The following is a 25,646-nucleotide window of genomic DNA, read 5'->3' on the forward strand; positions in this document are numbered from 1 at the left end:
CTACTCGCGAGTAATGAGGTCGACGATGACCCTCCGCCTGCCCGCGGCACTTGCCCTCGTCGCGGCGTTCGTGGTTCCCGCCACCGCGACTGCCCCCGCCACCGCCGCTGCCGCTGCCGCTGCCGCGACACCCGAGTACGCGAAGTACGTCGCACTCGGCGACTCCTACGCCTCCGGCCCGTTCATCCCGCACCAGCGCACCGATCCGCTCGGCTGCTTCCGGTCCACCCAGAACTACGCGTCCGTGGTCGCCGCACGGCTCGGCACGAAGCTCACCGACGTCACGTGCGGCGGCGCCACCACCGAGGACATGACCGCACCCCAGGACGTGCCGTTCGGCCCGAACCCGCCGCAGCTCAACGCGCTGACCGCGGACACCGACCTGGTCACGGTCACCATCGGCGGCAACGACATCGGGTTCTCCGACATCATCCTGACCTGCGCCCAGGACAGCGTGCTCGACCCGGTCGGCGCCCCCTGCACCACGCGGTACACGGCGGGCGGCACGGACCAGCTGGCCGCGCGGATCAACGCCTTGGCCCCCAAGGTCGCGGCGGTACTCCAGGGCATCACGGAGCGCGCGCCCGACGCCCGCGTCGCCGTGGTGGCCTACCTGCGCATCCTGCCGCCGTCGCACGGGTGCTGGCCCGTGGTGCCGATCTCGGTGGGCGACGTGCCGTACCTGGACGCCACCCAGCGCCGCCTGAACGCGATGCTGGGCGCGCAGGCAGCCGCGGTGGGCGCGACGTTCGTCGACCCGTACCCGAGCAGCCGCGGCCGGGACGTGTGCCAGTTGCCGGGCGTGAAGTGGGTGGAGGGGCTGGTGCCGACCGCGCCCGCGTTCCCGGTGCACCCCAACGCCGCCGGGATGCGGGCGGTCGCGGAGCTGGTCGTGGGCGCCCTCCGGTGAGCCGCCACGGTCGGGACCACACGATCCGGTGAGTTCCCTGGAGCGAGTCGTGCCAGGCGGCCAGGCTGGGCAGCATGGCACCACTCCCCCTGTTGACGGCGATAGCCGCGCTGGTTCCCGCCTTCTCCGCACCCGAGTCGAGCTTCGTGCTCAGCGTGCTGAACAGCGATTCGCTCCGGCTGGTCAACCTGACCTGCGAGCCGACCGGCGGCCTGCACCCGAGGGCCGACATGGCCTGCCTCGCGCTGTCCGGTGTGGACGGCCAGATCGGCGGCCTGGCGACCGGTTCGGGCATCTGCACGTTGGAGTACGACCCGGTGACGGTGAAGGCGTCCGGCACGTGGCGGGGCGAGACGCGCAGCTTCGAGGCGGAGTTCCCGAACCGGTGCGTGATGCGTGCCGAGACCGGTCCGGTGTTCGACTTCTGACGCGCGGCACGGCCGCCGAAACCGCCGTAGAAGGGCTCACGACACCGCCGCCGAAGTCGTGGGCCCCTCTACGGGGTTCTGCGAAGGTCCTCGGACCTCTCAGGTGACCGTAGGGACTCCGGAGCCTAATCGTCAACAATCTTCACATTCGTGAAATGCGTTTGCCGCAAGGGCCTGCGAAGACCATTACCGTTTGAACACCCCGCCTGATCCATCCGAGTGATCCGATCTTTGACGGTGGCGCGCTCCGTCTCAGCCGGTTCGGTTTTCCCTCGCGTGAACCGCTTGAGGGATTCGTACGGGTGATTCCTGCCGTACACAGTTGCCGTTCCGGTGACGCTCCTGTCGTTGGTGTTGGGCATGGCGCCGACCGCACGGCGCATCCTCGGACTGCACGTCGCCTGATCCGCACCACGAGCACGTGGATGCTCGGCCTGTCGCTCAACGAGGCCGCGCTGAACGGTGCTGTGGCGCCGGAGGGCGCCACGCGTCGTGACGTTGCCGGTGGCCGTGCTCGGCACGGCGTTCCTGCAGTACGCCCACAGCACGATCGGGCAGTTCATCGCGATCGGTCTCGGCCTGGTGGTGTTGGCGGCCGTCGAGCGCAGCACCCGGTTCACCACCATCACGGCGGCCTACCTCGTCGTGCTGTGCGTGTCCGCCGCCTTCACGCCGCTGGTCGTGACGCCCGCCACCACGTTGTCCATGGGCGTGTGGTGGCTGCCCGGATTTGTGCTCGTCGTCGGCGGTCTGGTGGGCTTGCGGCGTGGCTGAGCACCCGACCGCGTCGCTGGACGACGTGGTGCACCAGAGGCACCGGCTGGGCATCCTGACCATCGCGGCGGAGGCGAAGCGGGTCGAGTTCGGGTACCTGCGGTCCACTTTGGAGTTGACGGCGGGCAACCTGTCGCGGCACATCGCGGTGCTGGAGCAGGCCGGGTTGGTGGCGGTGGAGAAGGGTTACGACGGCAAACGCCCGCGAACGTGGGTGAACGTGACGGAGTCGGGCCGTGCCGCCCTGACCGCGGAGATGACGGCCTTGCGGGCACTGGTGGAACGGCACGTAGCCTCGGGGGCATGAGCATCCACGACATCCCCGTGCACACCCTGTCCGGCGAGCCTTCGAGCCTGGGCACGTTGGCGGGCAAGGCGTTGCTGGTGGTGAACGTCGCGTCCAAGTGCGGCCTGACGCCGCAGTACAAGGGCTTGGAGCGACTTCAGGAGCGGTACGCGGCACAGGGTTTCTCCGTGGTGGGGTTCCCGTGCAACCAGTTCGCCGGGCAGGAGCCGGGCACGGCCGAGGAGATCGCGACCTTCTGCTCGACCACCTACGGTGTGACGTTCCCGATGTTCGAGAAGATCGAGGTCAACGGCCCGTCGCGGCACCCGCTGTACGCGGAGCTGACGGAGTTCGCCGATGCCGACGGCGCGGCCGGTGACGTGCAGTGGAACTTCGAGAAGTTCCTGATCGCCCCGTCCGGCGAGGTCGTGGCGCGGTTCCGGCCGACCACCGAGCCGGAGGACGAGACCGTGCTGAAGGCGATCGAGTCCGCTCTGCCCTAGCTCCCCGGGTAGGCCGCCGGCCATCGACCCACCGCCCACCGCGCGAAGCGGGAGGTGGCCCGCCTCGGGCCACCTCCCGCCCCTTGTCAGCACTCGATGACGTTGACGGCCAGGCCGCCGCGTGCGGTCTCCTTGTACTTGCTCTTCATGTCCTTGCCCGTCTCACGCATGGTCTTGATGACCTTGTCCAGGGACACGAAGTGCGAACCGTCACCGCGCAACGCCATCCGCGCCGCCGTGATGGCCTTGATCGACGCCAGCGCGTTCCGCTCGATGCACGGGATCTGCACCAACCCGCCGATCGGGTCGCACGTCAGCCCGAGGTTGTGCTCCATGGCGATCTCGGCCGCGTTCTCGACCTGCTCCGGCGTGCCGCCCATCACCTCGGCCAGCCCGCCCGCCGCCATGGAGCACGCCGAGCCGACCTCGCCCTGGCACCCGACCTCGGCGCCCGAGATCGACGCGTTCTCCTTGAACAGCACGCCGACCGCGCCCGCCGTCAACAGGAACCGCACCACCCCGTCGTCGGACGCGCCCGGCACGAACCGGGTGTAGTAGTGCAGCACGGCCGGCACGATCCCGGCCGCACCGTTGGTCGGCGCGGTCACCACGCGACCGCCGGCGGCGTTCTCCTCGTTCACCGCCAGCGCGAACAGCGTCACCCAGTCCATCACCCGCAACGGGTCGGTGGCGAAGTGCTCGGCGGCCATCCGCTGCCGCATCTCGGCCGCGCGCCGCCGGACCTTCAGCCCTCCCGGCAGCACACCGGCCTGCGTGCAGCCGCGTTCGACGCACTCCTGCATGACGTCCCAGATGTGCAGCAGACCCGACCGCACCTCGGCCTCACTGCGCCACGACAGCTCGTTGGCGAGCATCACCTTGCTGATCGACAACCCGGTCTCCCGGGTCCGCGCCAACAGCTCGTCACCGCTGCGGAACGGGTGCGCGACCGGCGTCTCGTCCGGCTTGATCCGGTCGGTCCCGGTGGCCGTCTCGTCCACCACGAACCCGCCGCCGACGGAGTAGTACACCGCCGAGTCGACCAGGACGTCACCCGAATAGGCGGCGAAGCTCATACCGTTGGGGTGCAACGGCAACGACTTCCGCCGGTGCATCACCAGATCGGTGTCCTCGGTGAACGCGATGTCCCGCACGCCACCGAGCCGCAGCCGCCCGGTCGCGCGGACCTCCTCCACCCGCCGCTCGGCCTCCGCCGGGTCGACCTCCTCCGGCCGGTGCCCCTCCAACCCGAGCAGCACCGCCTTGGGGCTGCCGTGCCCGTGCCCGGTCGCGCCGAGCGACCCGAACAGCTCCACGTGCACCCGGTGGACCGACTCCAGCACCGGACGCAGCCGGGCCGTGAACATCGCCGCCGCCCGCATCGGACCCACGGTGTGCGAACTGGACGGTCCGATCCCGACCGAGAACAGGTCGAACACGCTGATCGCCACGACGTCAGTCCCCGGTCAGTTCCGCGTACTTCGCGGCGGTCAGCAACCCGGTCGCGTCGGTCACCGCCACCTTGAACAGCCAGCCACGGCCGTACGGATCGTTGTTGATCAACGACGGGTCGTTCACGGCCTGTTCGTTGACCGCCACCACCTCACCGCTGACCGGCGCGTACAGGTCGCTCACCGACTTGGTGGACTCCAGCTCGCCGCACACGTCGCCCGACTTGACGACGGTGCCGAGCTCGGGCAGCTCCACGAACACGATGTCGCCCAACGAGTCCGCCGCGTACGAGGTGATACCGATCGCCACGGGGTCCTGGGTACCCGGTGCCCAGTCCACCCACTCGTGCTCGGGCGTGTACAGCAGGTTGTCCGGAAAAGTCACGACAGCGCTCCCTAAAGGCGAGGTCCGGATCCCCACTCTGTCCTGGGACCTGAGAGCTTCACCGCGCCGTCACGACTGAGGCGTCGTCCCGACCCGGCTTGCACCGTGGGTGCGCGCCGAAGCACGCTTTCCAGAGTCGCCTCACCCGAGCGGTTCTCGCTGCCTGAGAGTGTGCGGGGTACTTGCTCCTTCGGCGCCTCGGCACGAACACCGAGGTCTCTCCCGCGCGGGTTCCGGCGCCCACAACGCGCCGCGGCCGATGTTCAGTTGGTGGCCCGAACGCTAGGTGTGCCCCGGACGGGTGTCAACGCACCTCCGGACTTGTTCACCTGGCACAACCCGACCCCTCCCCGTTCGTGCCGGCGGCACGATGACACCGAAACCCCGGTACCGGACCTTTGGCGTAACAACGCCTGAAGGAGCCCACCGTGCGGATCGCAGTTCCCCGCGAGATCAAGAACCACGAGTACCGCGTCGCGCTGACCCCGGCGGGCGCCCACGAGCTGACGCAGCGCGGCCACGACGTGTTCGTCGAGACCGGCGCGGGCCTCGGTTCGGCCATCACGGACGACGAGTACGTGGCCGCCGGCGCGAAGGTCCTGGCCACCGCGGACGACGTGTGGGCCGAGGGCGACCTGGTGCTCAAGGTCAAGGAGCCCATCGCCGAGGAGTACCCGCGGCTGCGCAAGGGCCAGGTCCTGTTCACCTACCTCCACCTGGCCGCCGACCAGCCGCTGACCCGGGCGCTGCTGGACTCCGGCACCACCGCGATCGCCTACGAGACCGTGCAGACCGCGAACGGCGCGCTGCCGCTGCTGGCCCCGATGTCCGAGGTCGCGGGCCGCCTCGCGCCGCAGGTGGGCGCGTTCGCGCTGATGAAGCCCTCCGGCGGCCGTGGCGTGCTGCCCGGCGGCGTGCCCGGCGTGCACCCGGCGCGCGTCGTCGTCATCGGCGGCGGTGTGGCGGGCCTGAACGCGGCCGCGATCGCCGTCGGCATGGGCGCGGACGTCCAGATCCTGGACACGAACGTGGACCGGCTGCGCCACATCGACGCCCTCTACCAGGGCAGGCTGCGCACCGTGACGTCCAACCGCTACGCGGTCGAGCAGGCCGTCCGCGACGCCGACCTGGTGATCGGCGCGGTGCTGGTGCCGGGTGCGAAGGCGCCGAAGCTCGTCAGCAACGAACTGGTGGCCGACATGAAGCCCGGCTCGGTGCTGGTGGACATCGCGATCGACCAGGGCGGCTGCTTCGCCGACTCACGGCCGACCACGCACGCCGACCCGACCTACCAGGTGCACGACTCGGTCTTCTACTGCGTCGCGAACATGCCCGGCGCGGTGCCGCGCACCTCGACCTACGCGTTGACCAACGTGACCCTGCCGTACGCCGTGGCGCTGGCCGACAAGGGCTGGCAGGCGGCGCTGAGCGCGGACGCGTCGCTGGCGCTCGGCCTGAACGTGCACGACGGCCTGCTGACCAACCAGCCGGTCGCCGAGGCGCACGGCCTGCCCCACACCCCGATCGGCTTCTGACCCGTCGACGGGCTCGCGCGGGCTGATCGCGCGAACCGATTCAGACCCGTTACGCGAAAGGGCCCCGCTCACGTGCTGTGAGCGGGGCCCTTTCGGCAATAAAGACGGCCCGCTCAACCAGCCTGGGGGTCACTGGGAGCGGGCCGCGTTGCAAGCTTAGCGGGACAACGGGTCTCATGCCCAGCGGGCCCACCGATCCGGTCTAACTTTTCTTCCCCGGTCGACAACGGACCGTGCGCGCCCTCAAGCGAACGAGTGAATTCGCGTCGTAACAGGTAAGTCACGACGACCCCGCGACCGATGCACAGGACGGAAACTCCGCAGCTACGCAGCGGGGTCGTCCGCTCGCGCGGAGCTCTGCCGCGCCATCCCCGATCGGAGCGCAGATGGCTGAACCTCAGGGTTGGATCGACTGCCACGACCCGTTCGGACGGGACCGGTCGATGACCGTGCTCGTCGAGAACGACCGAGTTCTGCTGGTCGCACCCCCCGGCGAGTCCGCTGTGATGTCAGTCACACAGACGCGAAGGTTGCACCGCCTGCTCGACCAAGCCGCCGACAGGATGTGAGCCCACGTGGACGAGGCACTGCGGACCGCCGTGCTGCGCCGGCTGGCGCTGCTGGACGAGATCGCCGAACGCGGTGAGGCGGACGCCCTCGTGCCGCTCGCGCGCTCCGAGATCCACCGCCTGGCCGACGGTTGGCGCCTGCTGCTGACCGTGCACCAACCCGATCCGGACGGCCGCTGCGGCGCGTGCCCCGGCATCCTGCGGCACAAGAAGTGGCCGTGCCAGGTGTGGACGATGGCCCACCAGCACCTCATCGGCGACGGCCTGCCGCACCGCGAACGCCGCCGTCCGCTGCGCTCGTTGCGCCGTTCCGCCGACACCGAGACGACGACCGAGATACCGGTGTCCCGATCGAAACCACGACACGCCCTACCCGAGTGATCCTCCTAGGGCAGGATGACGCCCGATAGGAGTACACGGGAGGGACGCGCGTGCACGACGGCACTGGCCGCATCGTGGTGCAGAACTTGACCAAGCAGTTCGGTCCGGTCGCAGCGGTGCAGAATCTCAGCTTCACGGTGGAACCCGGTTCGGTGACCGGCTTCCTCGGCCCCAACGGGGCGGGCAAGACGACGACGCTGCGCATGCTGCTCGGCCTGGTGACCCCGACCGCGGGCATCGGACTGATCAACGGCAGGCCGTTCAACCAACTCGGCAACCCGGCCCGGGTGGTCGGCGCGGTGCTGGAGGCGCAGGGTTTCCACCCGAAGCGCACCGCCCGCAACCACCTGCTGGTCTACGCCGCCGCGATCGGCGTGCCGGACTCGCGCGCCGACCAGGTGCTCCAACTCGTCGGCCTCGGCGCGGCGGGCGACCGCAAGGCGGGCGGCTACTCGCTGGGCATGAAGCAGCGGCTGGCCCTGGCCACCGCGCTGCTCGGCGACCCGCAGATCCTGGTGCTGGACGAGCCGGCCAACGGGCTGGACCCGGAGGGCATCGCGTGGCTGCGGACGTTCCTGCAGTCCTACGCGCGCAGCGGGCGGACCGTGCTGATCTCCAGCCACCTGCTGGCCGAGGTCGAGCAGACCGTCGACCAGGTGGTCATCATCAGCCGCGGCCAGACCATGTACTACGGGCCGCTGGACAACCTGCGCGACCAGCAGCAGGCCCGGGTGCTCGTGCAGCCGTCCGACACCGGCGCGCTGGTCGCGGCGCTGCGCGAGGACGGGATCAACGCGATCGAGCAGCTGCCGGACGGCCGGATCGCGGTCAGCGGCGTGGAGGCCAAGCAGATCGCGGACGTCGCGTTGAAGGCGGGCGTGTCGATCTACGGCATCCAGGAGGAGAAGGCCGACCTGGAGCGGCTGTTCTTCCAGCTCACCAGTGGCCAGTACGCGGCGCCGGTCGGGTACAAGCAGCAGGGCTACGAACAGCCGGGTTACCAACAGCCCGGCTACCAGCAGCAACCCGGCTACCAGACCCCGTCGCAGCCGTTCCAGCAGCAGCCGTTCCAGCAGCAGCCTTACCAGCAGCAACCGCCGCCGCCGGGCTACCAGCAGCCGTACCAACAGCCCCCGCAGGGCTACCAACCACCTCCGCCGGGGTACCAGCAGCCGCCGCAGGACAACCCGTACGGTCAGCAACACGGTCAGGGCGGCCTCGGGGGCGGTGCGTGATGGGCAACCTGATCAAGGCGGAGTTCCGCAAGACCACCAGCACGGGCCTGTGGTGGGGCCTGATGATCCCGACCGTGCTGATGGCGCTGGGTTGGGCGCTGCTCACCGGCGCCATCTTCACCAGCGTCACCGATTTCATGAGCAGTTCCGAGGCCGAAGACCTGACCGAGTTCCTCGGGGTGGACCCGTCGCAGTGGCAGATGGCGCTGTTCGGGATGGCCCGCAGCATCAACGTGGCCACGCTCTTCCCGATGATCTTCGGCGGCCTGGCGATCGCGAACGAGATCAACCGCAAGACGATCACCACGACGTTCCTCACCGCGCCGAACAGGGTCTCCGCGCTGGCCGCGAAGATGATCGTCTACATCGTGTGGGGCGCGATCTTCGGCATCGCGATCGTGGCGTCGGTGAGCATCGGCGTGGTGATCACCTCGGACACGAGCGCCCTGCCGGACGCGACCGGGTGGCTCGCGCTGGCCGGTGTCGGCATCCTGTCGTCGATCCTGATGACCATGTTCGGGGTCGGTGTCGGCGCGCTGATGACCAGCGTCGTGGGCACCACCGTGGTGCTGCTGCTCTACATGCTCCTCGTGGAGAACGGCATCCAGATCGTGTTGGCCTCGCAGGGCCTGCCGGAGATCATCGGCTTCCTGCCCAACGGCGCGGTGAACGGCCTGACCGGCTCGGTGGCGTCGTCGTTGTTCCTGGCGAACGCCGGTGTGGTGCCGGACGACCTGGTGGACGGGCTGCGGGCCGTCGCGGGCGCGCTCGGCGCGTTCGACTGGTGGCTGAGCGGACTCATCTTCCTGGTCTGGACGGCACTGTTCTTCCTCGGCGGCTGGGCGGCCACTCAGCGCAAGGACATCACGTGACCCTCACCTGATCAGGTGATCTTGATCGGGTGATCGTGGGCCGTCCCGAACTTCGGGGCGGCCTTCGTCACATCCACGGCCACAAAACTGTCGGTGGCCAGACCTATGTTGGATCCGTGACTACTTCCGACGGCTGGATCCGCAGACTCGCCACCGCGTGCTGGAAGCACCGTGCGCTCGTGGTGTGGTCGGTGCTGGCCGCCGTCGTGGGCGTGGGTCTCCAAGCCGTCAGCCCGTTGCTGATCAAGATCGCCGTGGACGACGCCATCGCCGGCCGCACCGACCGGCTCACGTGGCTGGCGATCGCGCTCGTCGGCCTGGAACTGCTGACCTTCGGCACCGCGTTCGTGCGGCGGTTCCTGGGCGGGCGGCTCGCCGTGGACGTTCAGCACGACCTGCGGCAGGCGGTGTTCGGCGCGGTGCAGCGGTTGGACGGGCCGAAGCAGGACGCGTTGCGCACCGGTCAGGTGGTGTCCCGCTCGATCACCGACCTGCAGCTGGTCAACAGCCTGCTGTCGATGACACCGCTGGCGTTCGGCACGGTCGTGTTCGCGGTGGCGGCGCTGGTGGCGATGTTCTGGCTGTCACCGCTGCTGACCGTCATCGCGCTGGTGATCGTGCCCGCCGTCGGGGTGGTCGCGGCACGCAGCAGGCTGACCCTGTTCCCGGCCACCTGGTCGGCGCAGCAACGCGCGGCGGACGTGGCGCAGCAGGTCGAGGAGACCGTGACCGGCGTGCGCGTGGTCAAGGGCTTCGGGCAGGAGGCGCGCGAGGTCACCAGGCTGGAGGCGCGGGCGAAGCTGCTGTTCGCCGAACGGATGCGCGCGGCACGGCTGACCGCGCGCCCGGCGGCGACGTTGACCGCGCTGCCGTACCTGGGTCAGGTCGCGGTGCTCGCGCTGGGCGGCTGGCTGGCGGTGCGCGGTGAGGTGACGTTGGGCACCTTCCTGGCGTTCTCCACCTACGTGGCGACCCTGGTCGGCCCGACCCGGCTGCTGTCGAGCCTGATGGTGACGGCCCAGCTGGCGCGTGCGGGCGTGGAGCGGGTGTACGAGCTGATCGACTCGCAGCCGGACGTGGTGGACGGCGACCGCGACGTCCCGCCCGGTCCGGTGGCGGTGGAGCTGCGGGACGTGACGTTCGGGTACACGCGCAGCGAGCCGGTGCTGTCCGGGGTGTCTCTGCGGGTCGAGCCGGGCGAGACGCTGGCGATCGTGGGCACGGCGGGTTCGGGCAAGTCGACGGTGTCGCTGCTGCTGCCCCGGTTCTACGACGTGCACGAGGGCGCGGTGTCGGTCGGCGGCGTGGACGTGCGGGAGCTGCGGCTGTCGTCGTTGCGGCGGACCGTGGGGACGGTGTTCGAGGAGGCGTTCCTGTTCTCGGACACCGTGCGGGCGAATATTGCATACGGTCTACCGGATGCGTCCGATGAGCAGGTGCGGGCGGCGGCACGGGCGGCCGAGGCGCACGAGTTCATCGAGGCGCTGCCGAACGGCTACGACACCGTGGTCGGCGAGCGGGGCCTGACGCTGTCCGGCGGCCAGCGCCAGCGGGTGGCCCTGGCCCGTTCGCTGCTGTCCGACCCCCGCGTGCTGGTGCTGGACGACGCGACGTCGGCCGTGGACACCGCCACCGAGGCGGCGATCCACCGCACGCTGGCCGCCGTGACGGCCGAGCGCACCACGTTGCTGATCGCGCACCGGCGCTCGTCGTTGACGCTGGCCGACCGCATCGCCGTGCTCGACGCGGGCCGCGTGGTCGACGTGGGCACGCACGCCGAACTGCACAAGCGCTGCCGCCTCTACCGCGAGCTGCTGGCCGGCCCGGGTGAGGCGATCGAGCAGGTCGCCCCCCGTGCCGACACCCGGCTCGAACCGGGACCGGACGGCACGACACCCGACCTGTGGCCGGAGTCCGACGAGGACGAACTGGTGGTGCGCGCGGCGAACCGGGCCGCGCGCACGGCCAAGGTGTCGCGGGGCGGTGGCGGCGCGTCGGCGCTGCTCGGCGGCACCCCGCCGACCCCGGAGCTCATGGCGCGCGTCCACGCCCTGCCGCCCGCGCTGGAAATGCCCGCCCTGAACGGCGAGGACCCACGCGCGCCCGATCCCGGTTTCCGCCTGCGCACCCTGCTTCGGCCCGTCCGCTGGGCGATGCTCGGCGTGGCCGGGCTCCTGCTGGTCGACACGGCGCTGGCGGTCACGTCGCCGAACCTGGTGCGCCTGGGCGTCGACCGGGGTGTGGTCGGCGGTGAGGTCGGGTGGCTGTGGGCGGCGGTCGCGATCAGCTTCACGCTGGTGGTGCTGGGCTGGGTGTCGGCGGCGGCGGGCACGGTGGTGACGTCGAGGATCGGCGAGCGGCTGCTGTACCTGTTGCGCGTGCGCAGCTACGCCCACCTGCAACGACTCGGGCTGGACTACTACGAGCGCGAGATGGCCGGGCGGATCATGACCCGGATGACCACGGATGTGGACGCCCTGTCCAGCTTCCTCCAGACAGGGCTGACGACGTTCGTGATCAGCGTGTTGACCGTGGCCGGCATCGCGGTGGCGCTGGCGGTCACGGACCCGGGGCTGGCGCTGGTGGCGTTGAGCGTGCTGCCGGTGCTGCTGGTGGCGACGGTGATCTTCCAACGCCTGTCGTCCGCCGCGTACGGGGAGGCGCGGGAGCGCATCAGCGCGGTCAACGCCGATCTCCAGGAGAACGTCTCGGGCCTGCGCGTTGCCCAGGCGTACACGCGGGAGGCGCGTTCGGCGGAGGCGTTCGCCGAGCGCAGCAACGCCTACCGCCGGTCCCGCATCCGGGCGCAGCGCTACATCGCCACCTACTTCCCGTTCCTCGCCCTGCTGTCGGGCGTGGCGCAGGCGGGGGTTCTCGTGGTCGGCGCGTACCGGGTGGCGGACGGCACCCTGTCGCCCGGCGTGCTGCTGGCGTTCGTGCTGTACCTGGGCCTGTTCTTCTCGCCGCTGTACCAGCTGTCCGGTGTGTTCGACGGCTACCAGCAGGCCAGGGTCGGCCTCAGCCGGATCGGCGACCTGCTCCGGACGCCCACCACCGTCCCGCCGGCCGACGACCCGGTGCCGGTGACGACGCTGCGCGGCGAGGTGGAACTGCGGGACGTGACGTTCGCCTACCAGGGCACCACCCGGCCGGCGGTCGAGGGGATCTCGCTGCACGTCCCCGCCGGCGAGACCGTGGCGCTGGTCGGCGCCACCGGTGCCGGCAAGTCGACGCTGGTCAAGCTCGTGGCGCGGTTCTACGACGTCACCGAGGGCACGGTGTTGATCGACGGCGTGGACGTCCGCGACTACGACCTGTCGGCGCTGAGACAGCGACTCGGCATCGTGCCGCAGGAGGCGCACCTGTTCGGCGGCGACATCGCGGAGAACGTCGCCTACGGCAAGCCCGACGCCACCCGAGCCGAGATCGAGGCAGCCGTCCGCGCCGTCGGCGCCATGCCGGTAGTCGCCGCCCTGCCCGCCGCGTTCCACCAGCAGGTGGGCGAACGGGGCCAGAGCCTGTCCGCCGGACAACGCCAACTGGTCGCCCTGGCCCGCGCCGAACTCGTCCAGCCCACCCTGCTGCTCCTGGACGAAGCCACCGCCGCCCTGGACCCGGCGACCGAGTCGGCGGTACTGGCGGCGAGCGACCACCTGGCCGGCGCACGGACAACGTTCGTAGTAGCCCACCGCCTGGCCACCGCCGCCCGCGCCGACCGGATCGTGGTCCTGTCCGAAGGCAAGATCGTCGAACAGGGCACGCACGCCGAACTGCTGGAAGCGAACGGCCACTACGCCCGCCTCTGGTCCCACGGCGCGAACCTCGATACAACCGAACTCACCACCACCCACTAACCACGCGCCCCCACCCCCTATGGGGCGGCAGGCCACACAATCGGGTGATCATGGCCCGACAACCTCAGGAAACGCTGTTATTTTTCGGGTCAAACGTCGGTTGAAACAACGAGGCCCGCGACCAACCACCCGAGCCGACACCCACCGGACCCACCGGCCCCAGCTCACCGGACCCACCGGCCCGAAGCGCGGGTCGGCAGGCGCGGAGTCGGCAGGACACGGGGGTCGGGATCAGCAGGCGGTGCCGGGCGGTGCGGTGCCGGGCGGGCGGCCAGGTGCTCCGGAGATCGACTTCACCCGACGACCGGCGATGGGTGGCGGCCGACGGCGGGCGGCGATGACAGGGCGGCGGCAGCGGCGGGCGGCAGCGGCGGCGGCGACGGGCTGGATCGGGTCGAGAAGGTCGTGGGTTCCGGGCGCCGGTGTCGGGCGGCGTGCGTTCCCGGGCAGGGGTGCGGACATGAGGCTGCCCCGCAGCCGGTGAGGCGTGCGGGGCGAGGGGGTGGATCAGGCCTCGGCGAGCAGTTCGTCCAGCTGTTCGTAGCCTTCGACGACACCGGTCTCCATACCGCTGGCCATCGCCATGTCACGGGCCTCGGTCGTCTCGAACACGCTGACCGCGTGCAGGCGCGTCCGGCCGCCGCCCAGGTTCTCGAACGTCAGCGTCTCCAGCGCTACACCGTCCGGGAATCCCTCGAACGTAAACGTCTGCACGATCCGCTCACTCGGCCGCACCTCGTGGAACGAGCCGTAGAACCGGTACTCCTCGCCACCGTGGGTGTGCACGTACCGGTACGCCCCGCCGGTCGACGCGTCCCACCGGTCGACGCGCATGGTCACCGAGCGCGGGCCCAGCCACTTCACCACCAGGTCGGGGTCGACGTGCGCCCGGAACACCGCGTCCACCGGCGCGTCGAACTCGCGGGTGATGTGGATGGTCGGCAACGCCGGGTCGGCGCTGATGCTGGTCTCGGGGTGCGTGGTCGTCGTCATGACGCTTCTCCTTGAACACGGGTCTGCGGAACACGGGTCTGTGCTGGGTTCGGGTCTTCGGCCGCCATCTCGGCGAGCACGGCGTCCAGTCGCCGGTAGCGCTGTTCCGCCTCCTGCCGGTAGCGCTCGATCCACTTCGTCATCAGGTCGAACACCTCCGCCTCGAGGTGGACGGGCCGCCGCTGCGCCTGCCTGCTGCGGCTGACGAGCCCGGCGTCCTCGAGGACCTTGAGGTGCTTCGACACGGCCTGCACGGTCACGGAGTACGGCTCGGCCAACTCGTTCACGGTCGCGTCGCCCACCGCCAGTCGCGCCACCATGTCGCGCCGGATCGGGTCGGCCAGGGCCGAGAACACCCGCGACAGCTGGTCGTCCACCACCATCTCCTTACTCAACCGCTCGGTTGAACACAACGATACGAAGCCCACCCACCGAAGTCAACCCCAAGGTTGAACAAGCAGGTCAGAGCACAGCCAGGGCACGCCCGGAGCACAGGTTTCAGCCGGCTGAACAGCTCACACCGAGATACCCGCGACAGTGCGCAGAACTACTCCAAGTCGAAGCCCAACGCGGGACGTGACGGGCTTAACCTCAAGTGATGCTCAAGCACCCATAACGGGACCGATGCCCTGATCGATCCTGTGAGCGAACACTCGATGCCCGGTACCTCCTGTGTGTGAACTGCACCAGACGGGGGACTAGCCTGACCATGAGTGAGTTCATTACCAAGAGCGAGATGGATAGAGGCGAGCGCCAGCCGTGTCCAGCAGCAGTCCTGCTTCACAGTTCGGCCCCAATGAGTGGCTGGTCGAGGAGATGTACGAGCAGTTCCTCGCCGACCCGTCGTCGGTAGACCCGGCCTGGCACGACTTCTTCGCCGACTACAAGTCGTCGACGCAGCGGTCTGGCAACGGGGCCGCGACGGCCGCGGAGAACGGCACCACGACCGCCACCAAGCCGGCTCCGGCCCAGCAGCAGACCACCAGGTCGGCGCCCGCCACACCGGCGCCAACGCAGCAGCCGAAGAGCCAGGCGCCGACCCAGAAGCCCACGAGCAAGCCCGCGCCCGCCCAGGCCGCCAAGGCGGCGCCGGTGCAGCCGGCCCAGGGCGAGGAGCAGAAGCAGCTCCGAGGCGCTTCCGCCGCCATCGCGAAGAACATGGAGCTGTCGCTCTCCGTTCCGACCGCGACGAGCGTGCGCGCCGTGCCCGCCAAGCTGCTGGCCGACAACCGCATCGTGATCAACAACCACCTCAAGCGCACCCGCGGTGGGAAGGTCTCCTTCACCCACCTGATCGGCTACGCGGTGGTCCGGGCGCTCCAGGCGTACCCGAACATGAACCGGCACTACGCCGCGGTCGACGGCAAGCCGTTCGTGGTCACCCCCGAGCACGTGAACTTCGGCCTGGCGATCGACCTGCCCGGCAAGGACGGCGCCCGCACGCTGGTCGTCGCCTCGATCAAGGGCTGCGAGAACATGACGTTCACGCAGTTCTGGCAGGCCTACGAGGACCTGATCCGCAAGGCGCGGTCAGGCTCGCTGACCACCGAGGACTTCTCCGGCACCACCATCTCGCTGACCAACCCGGGCACGATCGGCACCAACCACTCGGTGCCGCGTCTCCAGGCGGGCCAGGGCACGATCATCGGTGTCGGCGCGATGGAGTACCCGGCGCACTTCCAGGGCACCAGCGAGCAGGCCCTGACGGACATGGGCGTCAGCAAGGTCATCACGCTGACCTCCACCTACGACCACCGCGTCATCCAGGGCGCGGAGTCGGGCGAGTTCCTCCGCCGCATCCACCAGCTGCTGCTGGGCGAGGACGGCTTCTACGACGACGTCTTCACGTCGCTGCGGCTGCCGTACGAGCCGATCCGCTGGGTCGCCGACATCCCCGAGGGCGCGGTCGACAAGACCGCCCGCGTCATCGAGCTGATCGACGCGTTCCGCACCCGCGGCCACCTGATGGCCGACACGGACCCGCTGAACTACCGCCAGCGCAGCCACCAGGACCTCGACGTGCTGTCGCACGGCCTGACCCTGTGGGACCTGGACCGGGAGTTCCCGGTCGGCGGGTTCGCGGGCCAGGAGCGGATGAAGCTGCGCGACATCCTGGGCGTGCTGCGCAACTCGTACTGCCGCACCGTCGGCGTCGAGTACATGCACATCCTCGACCCGGAGGAGCGCCTCTGGATCCAGGAGCGCGTCGAGGTGCCGCACGAGAAGCCGCCGGCCACCGTGCAGAAGTACATCCTGTCGAAGCTCAACGCCGCCGAGGCGTTCGAGACCTTCCTGCAGACGAAGTACGTCGGCCAGAAGCGGTTCTCGCTCGAGGGCGGCGAGACGGTCATCCCGCTGCTCGACGCGGTGCTGGACAAGGCCGCCGAGCACGAGATCGACGAGGTCGTCATCGGCATGCCGCACCGCGGCCGGCTGAACGTGCTGGCGAACATCGTCGGCAAGCCGATCTCGCAGATCTTCCGCGAGTTCGAGGGCAACCTCGACCCCGGTCAGGCGCACGGCTCCGGTGACGTCAAGTACCACCTGGGCGCCGAGGGCAAGTACTTCCGGATGTTCGGTGACGGCGAGACCAAGGTGTCGCTGACCGCGAACCCGTCGCACCTGGAGGCCGTGGACCCGGTGCTGGAGGGCATCGTCCGGGCCAAGCAGGACATGCTGGACAAGGGCGGCGCGGGCTTCACCGTGCTGCCGGTCGCGCTGCACGGCGACGCGGCGTTCGCGGGCCAGGGCGTGGTCGCCGAGACGTTGAACCTGGCGCTGGTGCGCGGTTACCGCACCGGCGGCACGGTGCACGTGGTGGTCAACAACCAGGTCGGCTTCACCACCGCGCCCGAGCACTCGCGCTCGTCGAAGTACTCGACCGACGTGGCGAAGATGATCGGCGCGCCGGTGTTCCACGTCAACGGCGACGACCCGGAGGCGTGCTACTGGGTCGCGAAGCTGGCGGTGGACTACCGGCAGGCGTTCAACAAGGACGTCGTGATCGACATGGTCTGCTACCGCCGTCGCGGCCACAACGAGGGCGACGACCCCTCGATGACGCAGCCGGCGATGTACGACGTGATCGACACCAAGCGCTCGGTGCGCAAGACCTACACCGAGTCCCTGATCGGTCGCGGCGACATCTCGGTCGAAGAGGCCGAGAAGGCGTTGCAGGACTTCTCGTCGCAGCTGGAGCACGTGTTCAACGAGGTCCGGGAGCTGGAGAAGCACCCGATCAAGACCTCGCCGTCGATCGAGGAGGAGCAGCAGGTCCCGACCAAGCTGCCCACCGGGGTCGACCGGTCGATCATCGAGAAGATCGCCGACGCGCACGTGAACCTGCCGGCGGGCTTCACGCCGCACCCGCGGGTCAAGCCGGTGCTGGAGCGGCGCGCGAAGATGGCCCGCGAGGGCGGCATCGACTGGGCGTTCGCGGAGCTGCTGGCGTTCGGGTCGCTGGTGCTGGAGGGCCGCACGGTCCGCTTGGCGGGCCAGGACTCGCGGCGCGGCACGTTCGTGCAGCGGCACGCCACGCTGGTGGACCGCAAGAAGTCGTCGGAGTACACGCCGTTGCAGAACCTGGCCGAGGGCCAGGGCAAGTTCATGGTGTACGACTCGGTGCTGTCGGAGTTCGCGGCGCTGGGCTTCGAGTACGGCTACTCGGTGGCCAACCCGGACGCGCTGGTGCTGTGGGAGGCGCAGTTCGGCGACTTCGTCAACGGCGCGCAGCCGATCATCGACGAGTTCATCTCGTCCGGTGAGGCGAAGTGGGGCCAGGTGTCCGACGTCGTGCTGCTGCTGCCGCACGGCCACGAAGGTCAGGGTCCGGACCACACGTCCGGCCGCATCGAGCGGTTCCTCCAGCTGTGCGCCGAGGGCTCGATGACGATCGCGGTGCCGTCGACGCCGGCGAACTACTTCCACCTGCTGCGCCGGCACGCGCTGGACGGCGTGAACCGCCCGCTGGTGGTGTTCACCCCGAAGTCGATGCTCCGCCTGAAGACCGCGACCAGCCCGGTCGAGAACTTCGTGGAGGACCGCTTCCAGTCGGTGATCGACGACGTGACCGGTGTCGACCCGAACGCGGTGACCAAGGTCCTGCTGTGCAGCGGCAAGATCTACTACGAGCTGGCCGCCGAGCAGGAGAAGCGGGCCGCCAAGGACGTCGCGGTGGTGCGGGTCGAGCAGCTCTACCCGGTGCCGGCGCGCAAGCTGACCGAGGCGCTGGACCGCTACCCGAACGCCACCGAGGTCCGCTGGGTCCAGGAGGAGCCGGCGAACCAGGGCGCGTGGCCGTTCTTCGGTCTGGCACTGCCCGAGCTGCTGCCCTCGCGGTTCGCCGTGAAGCGCGTCTCGCGCCGTCCGATGGCCGCGCCTTCGGCGGGGTCGTCCAAGGTGCACGAGGTCGAGCAGCGCGAGCTGATCGCGAAGGCGTTCGAGTAACAACCCGTCGGGTTCGCCGAGCCGTCGAGACCTCCGGGTTTCGGCGGCTCGGCCGTTTCGTGTCCGTGGAGGAAAGACCGTGTACTTCACCGATCGTGGTATCGAGGAACTGGAGAGCAGGCGTGGCGAGGAGGAGGTGACCTTCGCCTGGCTGGCCGACAAGCTCCGCGCGTTCGTCGACGCGAACCCCGACTTCGAGGTCGCCGTCGAACGCCTGGCCACCTACCTGGCGCGGGACGACGAGGACGACTTCGAGGACTGACCGGCGGGCCGTGAACGGGTGGGACCAGGTGCGGTCCCCGCCCGGTAGTCGACGGTCGCGCTCCTCCTCGTCACGGGCTGCGTCACGTGGGTGGTGGTTCGACGTCGCAGGCCAGGCGGCGGCCCGCGGCTGCCAGGACCACCTCAGGGTGGCGCGTGCCGAGGCGGCGGGCCAGTGCCGCCACCGCCTCCGCCGTGCCGTTCGCGCGCCCGGTGGCGATGTGGTCCAGTGCCGAGTTGAACGCGCAGATCAGGGTGTGCGGGTGCTGGTCACCGAGAACCCGCGCCATGCGCGGCAGGGTGGTGGCCGACAGGGCGCTCGCGCGGTCGTGATCGCCCAACGCCGCCAGGTCGCTGCTCACGTTCACCGCGCACGCCAGGGTGTGCGGGTGGTCGTCGCCGCGCCGCTCGCGTGACGCCTGCAACGTGGTCCGGTTGAGTTCGTGCGCCAAGGCGACCTTCCCGATGTCCCGCCACACCAGGGCGAGGTTGGTCGCGGACGCCAACGTGAACGGGTGCCACGGGTCGGGGTGGCGGTCCATGTGGGCCGAGTAGGCCCGCTGGCCCAGGTTCTGCGCGTACTCCAGCTCACCGGTCCGCCGCAGCACGTTGCACAACGTCATCATGGCCGCCAGCGTGTACTCGTGGTGCGGGCCGAGCCGTCGTTCGCACGCCGCCAGGTTCTCCTCCCCCGTGGCACGCGCCTGCGCGTAGCGCCCGGTCCCCCGCAACGCGATCACCAGGTTGCGGGTGGCGAGCAGGACGTGGTTGTGATCGGGCCCCAACGCCGACCGCAACGTCGGCAGCACGCCCTCCTGGATGCGCAACGCCTCGTCGTACGCACCGAGTCCGAGCAGGTCGCGGACCAGGTTCGCGGTGGCGAACAACGTCCGCGGATCGTCCGCCCCGTACATCTCCCGCCGCCGCCGCACCACGTCCAGGTCGATCTCCCGGGCACCGGCGAAGTCGCCGAGCAACCGCAGGTCCACGGCGAGGTTGATGGCCGCACGGAGGGTCCGGCCGTGGTTGTCGCCCCACTTGCGCCGGTGCCGGTCGAGGTTGGTCCGGTCGAGCTGGACGGCGCTGTCGAACCGCCCCGACGCGCGCAGGTCCGCGCCGAGGCCGTGCGCCGCCATCAACGTGTGCTCGTGGTCCGCGCCGAACACCTCGGTCAGCCGCCGGACGGTGTCCTCGTCCAACGCCATGGCCTCGGCGACGTGCCCCGTCTCCCGGATCGCGTTCGCCACGAGCCGCCGCGCCAACAGGGTCAGCTCCTCGTCCAGCCCCCACCGGGCCCGCCACTGCTCGGCGGTGTCCGTGCCGAGCGCCCGACTGCCCTCGTAGTCACCGATCGCGAACAGGTGCCGGATGTGGTCGAGCACCAGCAGACGCGCCGGGCGTTCCTGCGCACCGACCAGCCGCGCGGCGGCGATGTGCGGCGCGAGTGCGCGATAGCGCGGCCAGTTCTGCGGCTCGTCCGGCTCACCGGGGTTGGCGGCGCCGAGCACGGTCCGCGCGTGCGCCATGGTGACCGGCTGGTCCTCGGGCCTCAACAGCGTCCGCACGCTGTGCTGGACGAGCCCGTGCACCTGGATGCGGCCGACGGCGAAGTGCGCCCGGATCAACGCCACCCGGTCCAGCACCTCCAGCGCGCCACGCAGCCGCACCGGGTTCCCCAGCACGTCCCCGAACGGCGTGGGCAGGTCGCGGCCGGCCTCCAGCACCTCGATCGGGATCGGCGCGTCGGCGAAGAAGGCGCACAGGTCGAGCACGACCGCCGCGTCGGGCGCGTGCGAGCGCAGCGCCCGGATCGACACCGTCCACGGCTCACGCGGCTCCGACGACTGCTGCGCCAGCAGGCCGACGTAGGTGTCCGCCGGGATGTCGGTCTCGGCGAGCCAGGCCGCGGCGTGCCGCACGGCGAGCGGGTGGTCGTGGAGCACGGCGGCCACCCGGTCCGCTTCCTCCGGCGTCAGCCGGGACACCTTGCCCAGCAACAACGTGACGCTGTCCGACCTGGTCAACTCGCCGATCAACAGCACTTCGGCCTGCGTCGCCCACTCCAGCGAACGGCTGGTGACCACCACGTGCCCATCGGTCGGCAGCAGACCGCGCAGCCCGCCGGGCCCGCCCGCGCCGTCGAAGACCAGCAGCCACCGGCCGGTGGTGCGCAGCGCCTCCAACACGCCGTCCACGGTCCGCTGCACGTCGGCCGACGCGGGCAGACCCATCCGCGCGCCGAGGTCGGCCAACGACGCCCGCACCACCGCCGGGTCGTCGGCGGGCACCCACCACACCAGGTCGTAGTCGTCCCGGAACCGGTGCGCGTACTCGATCGCGAGCTGCGTCTTGCCCATCCCGCCGAACCCGACGAGCACCAGCGGCGTCTCCTCGGTCAACGACCGGCGCATCGCGTCGAGGAGGTCGTCGCGGCCGACGAACTCCGCGTTGCGCACCGGCAGATCGTGTCCGGTCTCCTCGTGCGCCGGGCGGGACAAAGCCTCGGCCCGCGTCGGGTCGACCCGCAGCCGTCGCGCCACCTCGGCGTAACGCCCGCCCAGCCGCTGGAGCACGTCCCGGGCGACCTTCGCGAACGGCGGCCCCAACGCCGAGCCCGCGTCGACGGTCTCCTCGGTCAGCAGCGCCCGGAAGTCGAACGGCGAGCCGAGCCGGTGGGTGACGAACTCCGACACCTTCGACAGCACCTGCAACGCCTCGTGCCTGGTCAGCTCCGACAGCAACTCGTCGCGCACACCCGGCTGGAAGTCGAACCGGAGATCGTCACCGTCCTCCGCGGTGTGCCGCAGCAACCCGCTCAGGAACACCTCGGCCAGGTGCGCGGGCCGGGACGACGGCAGCATCGCGTGCTGCACCAACCGCATCACCGGCAGGCTGAGCGGGGCGCAGGCCAGGTACACCGCCAGCCGGTAGGCCGTGGTCGAGGCGCGCAGCCGGAACCGCCGCAGGTGTTCGTCGGCGGTCGGCGCGGGCGGTGGCTCCTCCCGCGGCCGGTCCATCCGGCCGGTGAACAGCGCGGCGCCGGTGAACCAGCCCGTGCCGGAGTCGACCACCATCGACGCCCACGGGCCGAACCACCGCGGTTCCAGCTCCAGCACCGGGATCGGGACGCCCGCGCCGGTGAGGTCGTCGTCCGGGTCGAGGGCGCGCACCGCGAGCCGGTGGTTGGGCGTCCCCGGTCCACGGCCGCGCAACCGCACCCGCACGAACTCCGGCCCGCAGTCCTCCCAAAGCCGCTGCGGCAACACCTGCACGACCGCGACCGGCCCCGCCGCACCCCACTGGGCGAGCGCGGCGGCGGCCGTGCCGTTGCTCCACGCCTCGCCGACGCAGTCGCTCACCACCAGCACCAGCCGCCTGCCCGTCGGGTCGAGCAGTTCGCGCGGCCGGTGCTGGGCCGAGTCGGTCGCGCCGTGCAACGCCATCCGCACACCACGCCCGGTGTCGCCGTCGAACCGCCAGGTCCGGACGTCCCGGAACGCCCCCAACTGCCGCAGCACCGCCCGGAACTCGGTGATCGTGCGCTCCCACACCACCATCGAGGCGCTGTCGTCCACCACGAGCGCGAGGTCCAGCCACCGCTCGGCCCCCGGCCGGGTGCGCGGCAGCCACAGCCCCGTGTCGGCGATGTGGTCGGCCGTCGCGGACTCGTCCAGCTCGGCGGTCTCGGTCGACGGGACCTTGCGCCGCAACGGCCGCAGCGCACGGCTCAGCGCGGGCACGTCCGGCAACGCGGCCACGGCGGGACTGCGCGTCCGCACACCCTCGGCGGCGTCGGCGGCGCCCTGCCCGACCGGCCCGACGCGCAACGCCGCGTGACCGGGCACGACCGGTGGACGTGGCGGCGTGACCGGAGGACCGAGCGGCTCGCCCGGCGCCGCCGGTTCCCGGTCGGCCCCCGGCGGATCCGGCCGGGAAGCGGGTGTTCCGGGCGCGGCCGGGCCGCCGGACAGGAACCGGGCCAGCCACAGCACGTCGGCGAGTTCCTCGGCGGTGACGTCCGGGTCTGCGGCGCGGACGAAGTCGACGAGGTCGGGGATCATCCGGGGTTGTCCAGCGGCTGGATGATCCGGTCCACCAGGCGTTCCCTGGTCGCGAGATCGGGCCGGACACCGGACACCGCCAGGTACACCGCGTTGAGCAGCTGGTCGGTGGCCAGGTCGCCGTGATCGCGGCGCTCCACGAACCGGGCCAGCAGGTCACGGCTCTCCGCCAACGCGTCCTCGCCCAGGTGCCCGGCGACGATCTCGGCGAGCTTCTCGGTGTCCGGCGGCTGGATGTTCACCCGCAGGCAGCGGCGCAGCAGGGCGGGCGGGAACTCGCGCTCACCGTTGCTGGTGATCACCACCAGCGGGAACGCCCGGCACCGGACCCGGCCGCGGCTGATGGTGGCGAGCCGGCCCGGGTCCTCGGTCATCACCCGCACCTCGGGCTGGTCGTCCGGCAGCCGGCTCAGCTCCGGGATGTCGAACTCGCCCTCTTCGAACACGTTGAGCAGGTCGTTCGGCAGGTCGATATCGCTCTTGTCCAACTCGTCCACCAGCAGCACCCGAGGCCGCTCGGCGGGCACGAGGGCCGTGCCGAGCGGACCGAGCCGGACGAACCGGCCGATGTCGGGCGGCCCGTCGGCGCCGCGCAACCCCGCCTCCTGGAGCCGACCGATCGCGTCGTAGCGGTACAGGGCGTCGGTGAGCTTCGAGTGGCTGCCGATCGGCCAGTAGAGCACCGGCCCCAGCTTCAACTCGTAGGCGACGCTGAACGCCAGCGTGGACTTGCCCGTGCCGGGTTTGCCGGTGACCAACAGCGGACGCCGCAGGTAGAGCGCCGCGTTCACCATCTCCACCACGTCCGGGCTCGGCCGGTACACGCGGGCGCGGTCGATCGCGGCCTGCCTGCCCTTGTTCAGCCGCCGCACGTCCGCCTCGGCCCAGCTCTCCGGCTCGGCGGCGACCTCACCGTCGAACGCGCGCCAAGGCGGCGGTGGCGGCAGGGTTTCGATGCCGTCGTGGGGCCGTCCGGTACCGCGGTAAACCAGCCAGCGCGAGTCGGGCATCTTCATTCCCTTCAACGAGGCGCGCGCATTCAGCGGGGCGCACGCAGCCAACCGGTGCGCGTGAATGATTCGGGAATGCGATCGGCGTCATCCCACAGCAGAGTGATGTGTTCCCCCAATCGCGCTTGCGCGCGGTTCTTCCGACCGGCTTGCCTGCGCAACCGCAGCACGTGCTCGGGCAGCCGGTCGAGCCCGGTGGATTCGAGCAGCCGGCCGATCTCCTCCTCGAACCACGCGGACAGCGCCGGCTCGCGGCACCACACGACGATCGGCACGCCCGCGTAGAGCGTGGCGGTCAACTCGTCCCACGCGAGGCTCGTGTGCACGGCGGGCGGCTCGGACATCACCACCGCGACCGGCGCGTCACCCAGCACGAGTTCGGCGAACAGGCTGTCCGGGCTCGTCTCGGGCTTGTCACGCAGCCAGTGCACGCTCGCCGGGTCGAGCCGGCCGCTGTTGGCGGTGAGCCACCGCCACTTGCGGCGCCACCGGCCGCGCAGGTCGTCACGGCGCATCCGGTCGAGGCTGCGGACCACCACCGGCTGGCTGGTGCCGAGCCGGTGCGGGAACACCTCGTCCACCTGCCACTGGTCGATCGGGTGGTGCACCAGGTCGCGGGGCACGACGAACTCGAGGGTCAGCTCCTCCATGTCGGTGTCCGCGACCACGTGCGCCCGGCGCACCAGGTCCACCACGTGGCCCGCGACTTCGGCGAGCGTGCGCGGCACGTCGTCGCGGAACAGCACCTCGTCCGGCCTGCCGGGCTGTTGGAGCCACGCCGACATCAGGTACCGGTCCTGGTCGACGCCGTCCGGTTGCAGTTGCAGCACCACGTAACCGGGCGGGTTGTCCACCGGCCGCGCCCGGGACGTCGCGCACAGCTCGAGCAACTCGGGCCGGCGCAGGCCCAGCCGCGTGCCGACGCCGTGCAGCCAGCCGTGCCCCGGCGCGTGCAGGCCCTCGACGTGGTGGGCGAGGCGGTCGACGAAGGTGAACAGCGGCGGCACACCGCCGGCCCCGACCGCCAGTTCCAGGCGCTCGACCAGGTCCACCACGTCGGTCCAGTCGGAGACCGCGTTCCACCAGAACGACGACGTGGCCTGCCGGAAGGCCATCCCGAGCGGTCGCGGGTCAAGGTCCGCGAGCAGCGCGACCAGGCGCCGGTGCTCGGCCGCGGTCAGCAGCCGGTCCGGGAACAGGCTCTCCAGCAGCTCGTCCAGCCGGGCCATGGGTCGGCTGCCCTGGTGGAACACGCGGACCACCTCGACCAGCCCGGCGAGACCGCCCTCGTGCTCCAGGCACGCCGTCAGCAGCGACCACACGTCGTGGCGCGCGTCGGCGTGCCGGGGGAACGAGAATGCGGCGAGATGCGTCCGCACCAATTCGGACACGTACAGCTCGCGCGAGTCCTTGTCGCGCATACCGGGCAGCTGGAGGAACGCGTCGCACAGCTTGCCGTGTTCCGCCACGGACAACGCGCGTTCCCGCCAGACCACCGAGCCCCCTCGAATCCGGATAAACACAGCAGATCGCACGGCATCCGGAAAGACAACACCCCGGCCTGATGTGCCGCCGGACGGAGTACGTGCGGAAACCGCAATTCTGCGTGGAACGGGATTAGCGCGATTAGCCGCGCGCCGGAGCCTCAGCTCAGCGAGACGGGGCACCCCCGAACGTTCAGGGATGCCCCGT

19 protein-coding genes and 1 riboswitch are annotated in these 25,646 nt (G+C 70.6%); of the genes, 12 read left to right on the forward strand and 7 right to left on the reverse strand.

Annotated features, from left to right (window positions below; translation table 11 throughout):
* Positions 1 to 25 precede the first annotated feature (25 nt).
* The 5 genes from FM051_RS31955 (at position 26) to FM051_RS31975 (ending at position 2,901) form a co-directional block, all read left to right on the forward strand.
* Positions 26 to 910 (forward strand): SGNH/GDSL hydrolase family protein, encoded by an 885-nt coding sequence (locus tag FM051_RS31955; protein WP_158849912.1) that lies wholly within the window; start codon positions 26 to 28, stop codon positions 908 to 910.
* A gap of 74 nt (positions 911 to 984) precedes the next feature.
* Positions 985 to 1,338, forward strand: coding sequence for an SSI family serine proteinase inhibitor (locus tag FM051_RS31960; RefSeq protein ID WP_158849914.1), 354 nt, complete (start codon positions 985 to 987; stop codon positions 1,336 to 1,338).
* Positions 1,339 to 1,830: 492 nt separating this feature from the next.
* Positions 1,831 to 2,112 (forward strand): hypothetical protein, encoded by a 282-nt coding sequence (locus FM051_RS31965; RefSeq protein WP_158849916.1) that lies wholly within the window; start codon positions 1,831 to 1,833, stop codon positions 2,110 to 2,112.
* Positions 2,105 to 2,419, forward strand: coding sequence for a winged helix-turn-helix domain-containing protein (locus tag FM051_RS31970; RefSeq protein ID WP_158849918.1), 315 nt, complete (start codon positions 2,105 to 2,107; stop codon positions 2,417 to 2,419). Before FM051_RS31965 ends, FM051_RS31970 begins: the two co-directional genes overlap by 8 nt.
* Positions 2,416 to 2,901 (forward strand): glutathione peroxidase, encoded by a 486-nt coding sequence (locus FM051_RS31975; protein WP_158849920.1) that lies wholly within the window; start codon positions 2,416 to 2,418, stop codon positions 2,899 to 2,901. Before FM051_RS31970 ends, FM051_RS31975 begins: the two co-directional genes overlap by 4 nt.
* 86 nt (positions 2,902 to 2,987) lie before the next feature.
* On the opposite strand, the gene FM051_RS31980 is transcribed toward FM051_RS31975, so the two are convergent.
* Positions 2,988 to 4,352 (reverse strand): L-serine ammonia-lyase, encoded by a 1,365-nt coding sequence (locus FM051_RS31980; protein ID WP_158849922.1) that lies wholly within the window; start codon positions 4,350 to 4,352, stop codon positions 2,988 to 2,990.
* Between the two features lie 4 nt (positions 4,353 to 4,356).
* Complete coding sequence (gene gcvH, locus FM051_RS31985; protein ID WP_158849924.1) at positions 4,357 to 4,737, reverse strand: glycine cleavage system protein GcvH; 381 nt, start codon at positions 4,735 to 4,737, stop codon at positions 4,357 to 4,359.
* 140 nt (positions 4,738 to 4,877) lie between these two features.
* Positions 4,878 to 4,972: riboswitch (glycine riboswitch) on the reverse strand.
* A gap of 193 nt (positions 4,973 to 5,165) precedes the next feature.
* On the opposite strand from gcvH, the gene ald reads away from it, so the two are divergent.
* The 5 genes from ald to FM051_RS32010 all read left to right on the forward strand — a co-directional run bounded on the left by ald (position 5,166) and on the right by FM051_RS32010 (position 13,183).
* Positions 5,166 to 6,272, forward strand: coding sequence for an alanine dehydrogenase (ald, locus tag FM051_RS31990; RefSeq protein WP_158849926.1), 1,107 nt, complete (start codon positions 5,166 to 5,168; stop codon positions 6,270 to 6,272).
* A gap of 575 nt (positions 6,273 to 6,847) precedes the next feature.
* The gene (locus tag FM051_RS31995; protein WP_158849928.1) at positions 6,848 to 7,222 is read left to right on the forward strand and encodes a hypothetical protein; all 375 of its coding nucleotides are present in this window, start codon (positions 6,848 to 6,850) and stop codon (positions 7,220 to 7,222) included.
* 50 nt (positions 7,223 to 7,272) lie between these two features.
* On the forward strand, positions 7,273 to 8,457 hold the full coding sequence (locus tag FM051_RS32000; RefSeq protein WP_158849930.1) for an ABC transporter ATP-binding protein: 1,185 nt from the start codon (positions 7,273 to 7,275) through the stop codon (positions 8,455 to 8,457).
* On the forward strand, positions 8,457 to 9,329 hold the full coding sequence (locus FM051_RS32005) for an ABC-2 transporter permease (RefSeq protein WP_158849932.1): 873 nt from the start codon (positions 8,457 to 8,459) through the stop codon (positions 9,327 to 9,329). Before FM051_RS32000 ends, FM051_RS32005 begins: the two co-directional genes overlap by 1 nt.
* 116 nt (positions 9,330 to 9,445) lie before the next feature.
* A complete protein-coding gene (locus FM051_RS32010) occupies positions 9,446 to 13,183 on the forward strand; it encodes an ABC transporter ATP-binding protein (RefSeq protein ID WP_158849934.1) in 3,738 nt (1,245 codons plus the stop codon).
* A 507-nt stretch (positions 13,184 to 13,690) separates the two neighbouring features.
* Here the strand turns inward: FM051_RS32010 and FM051_RS32015 are convergent.
* On the reverse strand, positions 13,691 to 14,176 hold the full coding sequence (locus tag FM051_RS32015; RefSeq protein ID WP_158849936.1) for an SRPBCC family protein: 486 nt from the start codon (positions 14,174 to 14,176) through the stop codon (positions 13,691 to 13,693).
* Positions 14,173 to 14,559, reverse strand: coding sequence for an ArsR/SmtB family transcription factor (locus FM051_RS32020; protein ID WP_202919130.1), 387 nt, complete (start codon positions 14,557 to 14,559; stop codon positions 14,173 to 14,175). Before FM051_RS32020 ends, FM051_RS32015 begins: the two co-directional genes overlap by 4 nt.
* 376 nt (positions 14,560 to 14,935) lie before the next feature.
* On the opposite strand from FM051_RS32020, the gene FM051_RS32025 reads away from it, so the two are divergent.
* Positions 14,936 to 18,622, forward strand: coding sequence for a multifunctional oxoglutarate decarboxylase/oxoglutarate dehydrogenase thiamine pyrophosphate-binding subunit/dihydrolipoyllysine-residue succinyltransferase subunit (locus FM051_RS32025; protein WP_158849940.1), 3,687 nt, complete (start codon positions 14,936 to 14,938; stop codon positions 18,620 to 18,622).
* Between the two features lie 79 nt (positions 18,623 to 18,701).
* Entirely contained in the window at positions 18,702 to 18,884 is a 183-nt protein-coding gene (locus tag FM051_RS32030) for a DUF6104 family protein (RefSeq protein WP_158849942.1), read from the forward strand.
* An 82-nt stretch (positions 18,885 to 18,966) separates the two neighbouring features.
* Here FM051_RS32030 and fxsT read toward each other — a convergent pair whose 3' ends face one another.
* The 3 genes from fxsT to FM051_RS32045 are packed head-to-tail and all read right to left on the reverse strand — an operon-like array spanning position 18,967 to position 25,450.
* Positions 18,967 to 22,944, reverse strand: coding sequence for an FxSxx-COOH system tetratricopeptide repeat protein (gene fxsT, locus FM051_RS32035; protein WP_158849944.1), 3,978 nt, complete (start codon positions 22,942 to 22,944; stop codon positions 18,967 to 18,969).
* Positions 22,941 to 23,954 carry an AAA family ATPase gene (locus tag FM051_RS32040; RefSeq protein ID WP_158849946.1) on the reverse strand — a complete coding sequence of 338 codons (1,014 nt, stop codon included), beginning with the start codon at positions 23,952 to 23,954 and terminating at the stop codon, positions 22,941 to 22,943. Before FM051_RS32040 ends, fxsT begins: the two co-directional genes overlap by 4 nt.
* A gap of 29 nt (positions 23,955 to 23,983) precedes the next feature.
* On the reverse strand, positions 23,984 to 25,450 hold the full coding sequence (locus tag FM051_RS32045) for a VMAP-C domain-containing protein (protein ID WP_158849948.1): 1,467 nt from the start codon (positions 25,448 to 25,450) through the stop codon (positions 23,984 to 23,986).
* Positions 25,451 to 25,646 lie beyond the last annotated feature (196 nt).

Source organism: Saccharothrix deserti, from assembly GCF_009769385.1.
Classification (GTDB): domain Bacteria; phylum Actinomycetota; class Actinomycetes; order Mycobacteriales; family Pseudonocardiaceae; genus Actinosynnema; species Actinosynnema deserti.

Bases quoted from the DNA above. Each gene is read 5' to 3' on its own strand.
- FM051_RS31975 (WP_158849920.1), top strand. From the start codon at position 2,416: ATGAGCATCCACGACATCCCCGTGCACACCCTGTCCGGCGAGCCTTCG.
- FM051_RS32005 (WP_158849932.1), top strand. From the start codon at position 8,457: ATGGGCAACCTGATCAAGGCGGAGTTCCGCAAGACCACCAGCACGGGC.
- FM051_RS32020 (WP_202919130.1), bottom strand. From the start codon at position 14,559: ATGGTGGTGGACGACCAGCTGTCGCGGGTGTTCTCGGCCCTGGCCGAC.
- FM051_RS32015 (WP_158849936.1), bottom strand. From the start codon at position 14,176: ATGACGACGACCACGCACCCCGAGACCAGCATCAGCGCCGACCCGGCG.
- FM051_RS31960 (WP_158849914.1), top strand. From the start codon at position 985: ATGGCACCACTCCCCCTGTTGACGGCGATAGCCGCGCTGGTTCCCGCC.
- FM051_RS31955 (WP_158849912.1), top strand. From the start codon at position 26: ATGACCCTCCGCCTGCCCGCGGCACTTGCCCTCGTCGCGGCGTTCGTG.
- fxsT (WP_158849944.1), bottom strand. From the start codon at position 22,944: ATGATCCCCGACCTCGTCGACTTCGTCCGCGCCGCAGACCCGGACGTC.
- FM051_RS32040 (WP_158849946.1), bottom strand. From the start codon at position 23,954: ATGCCCGACTCGCGCTGGCTGGTTTACCGCGGTACCGGACGGCCCCAC.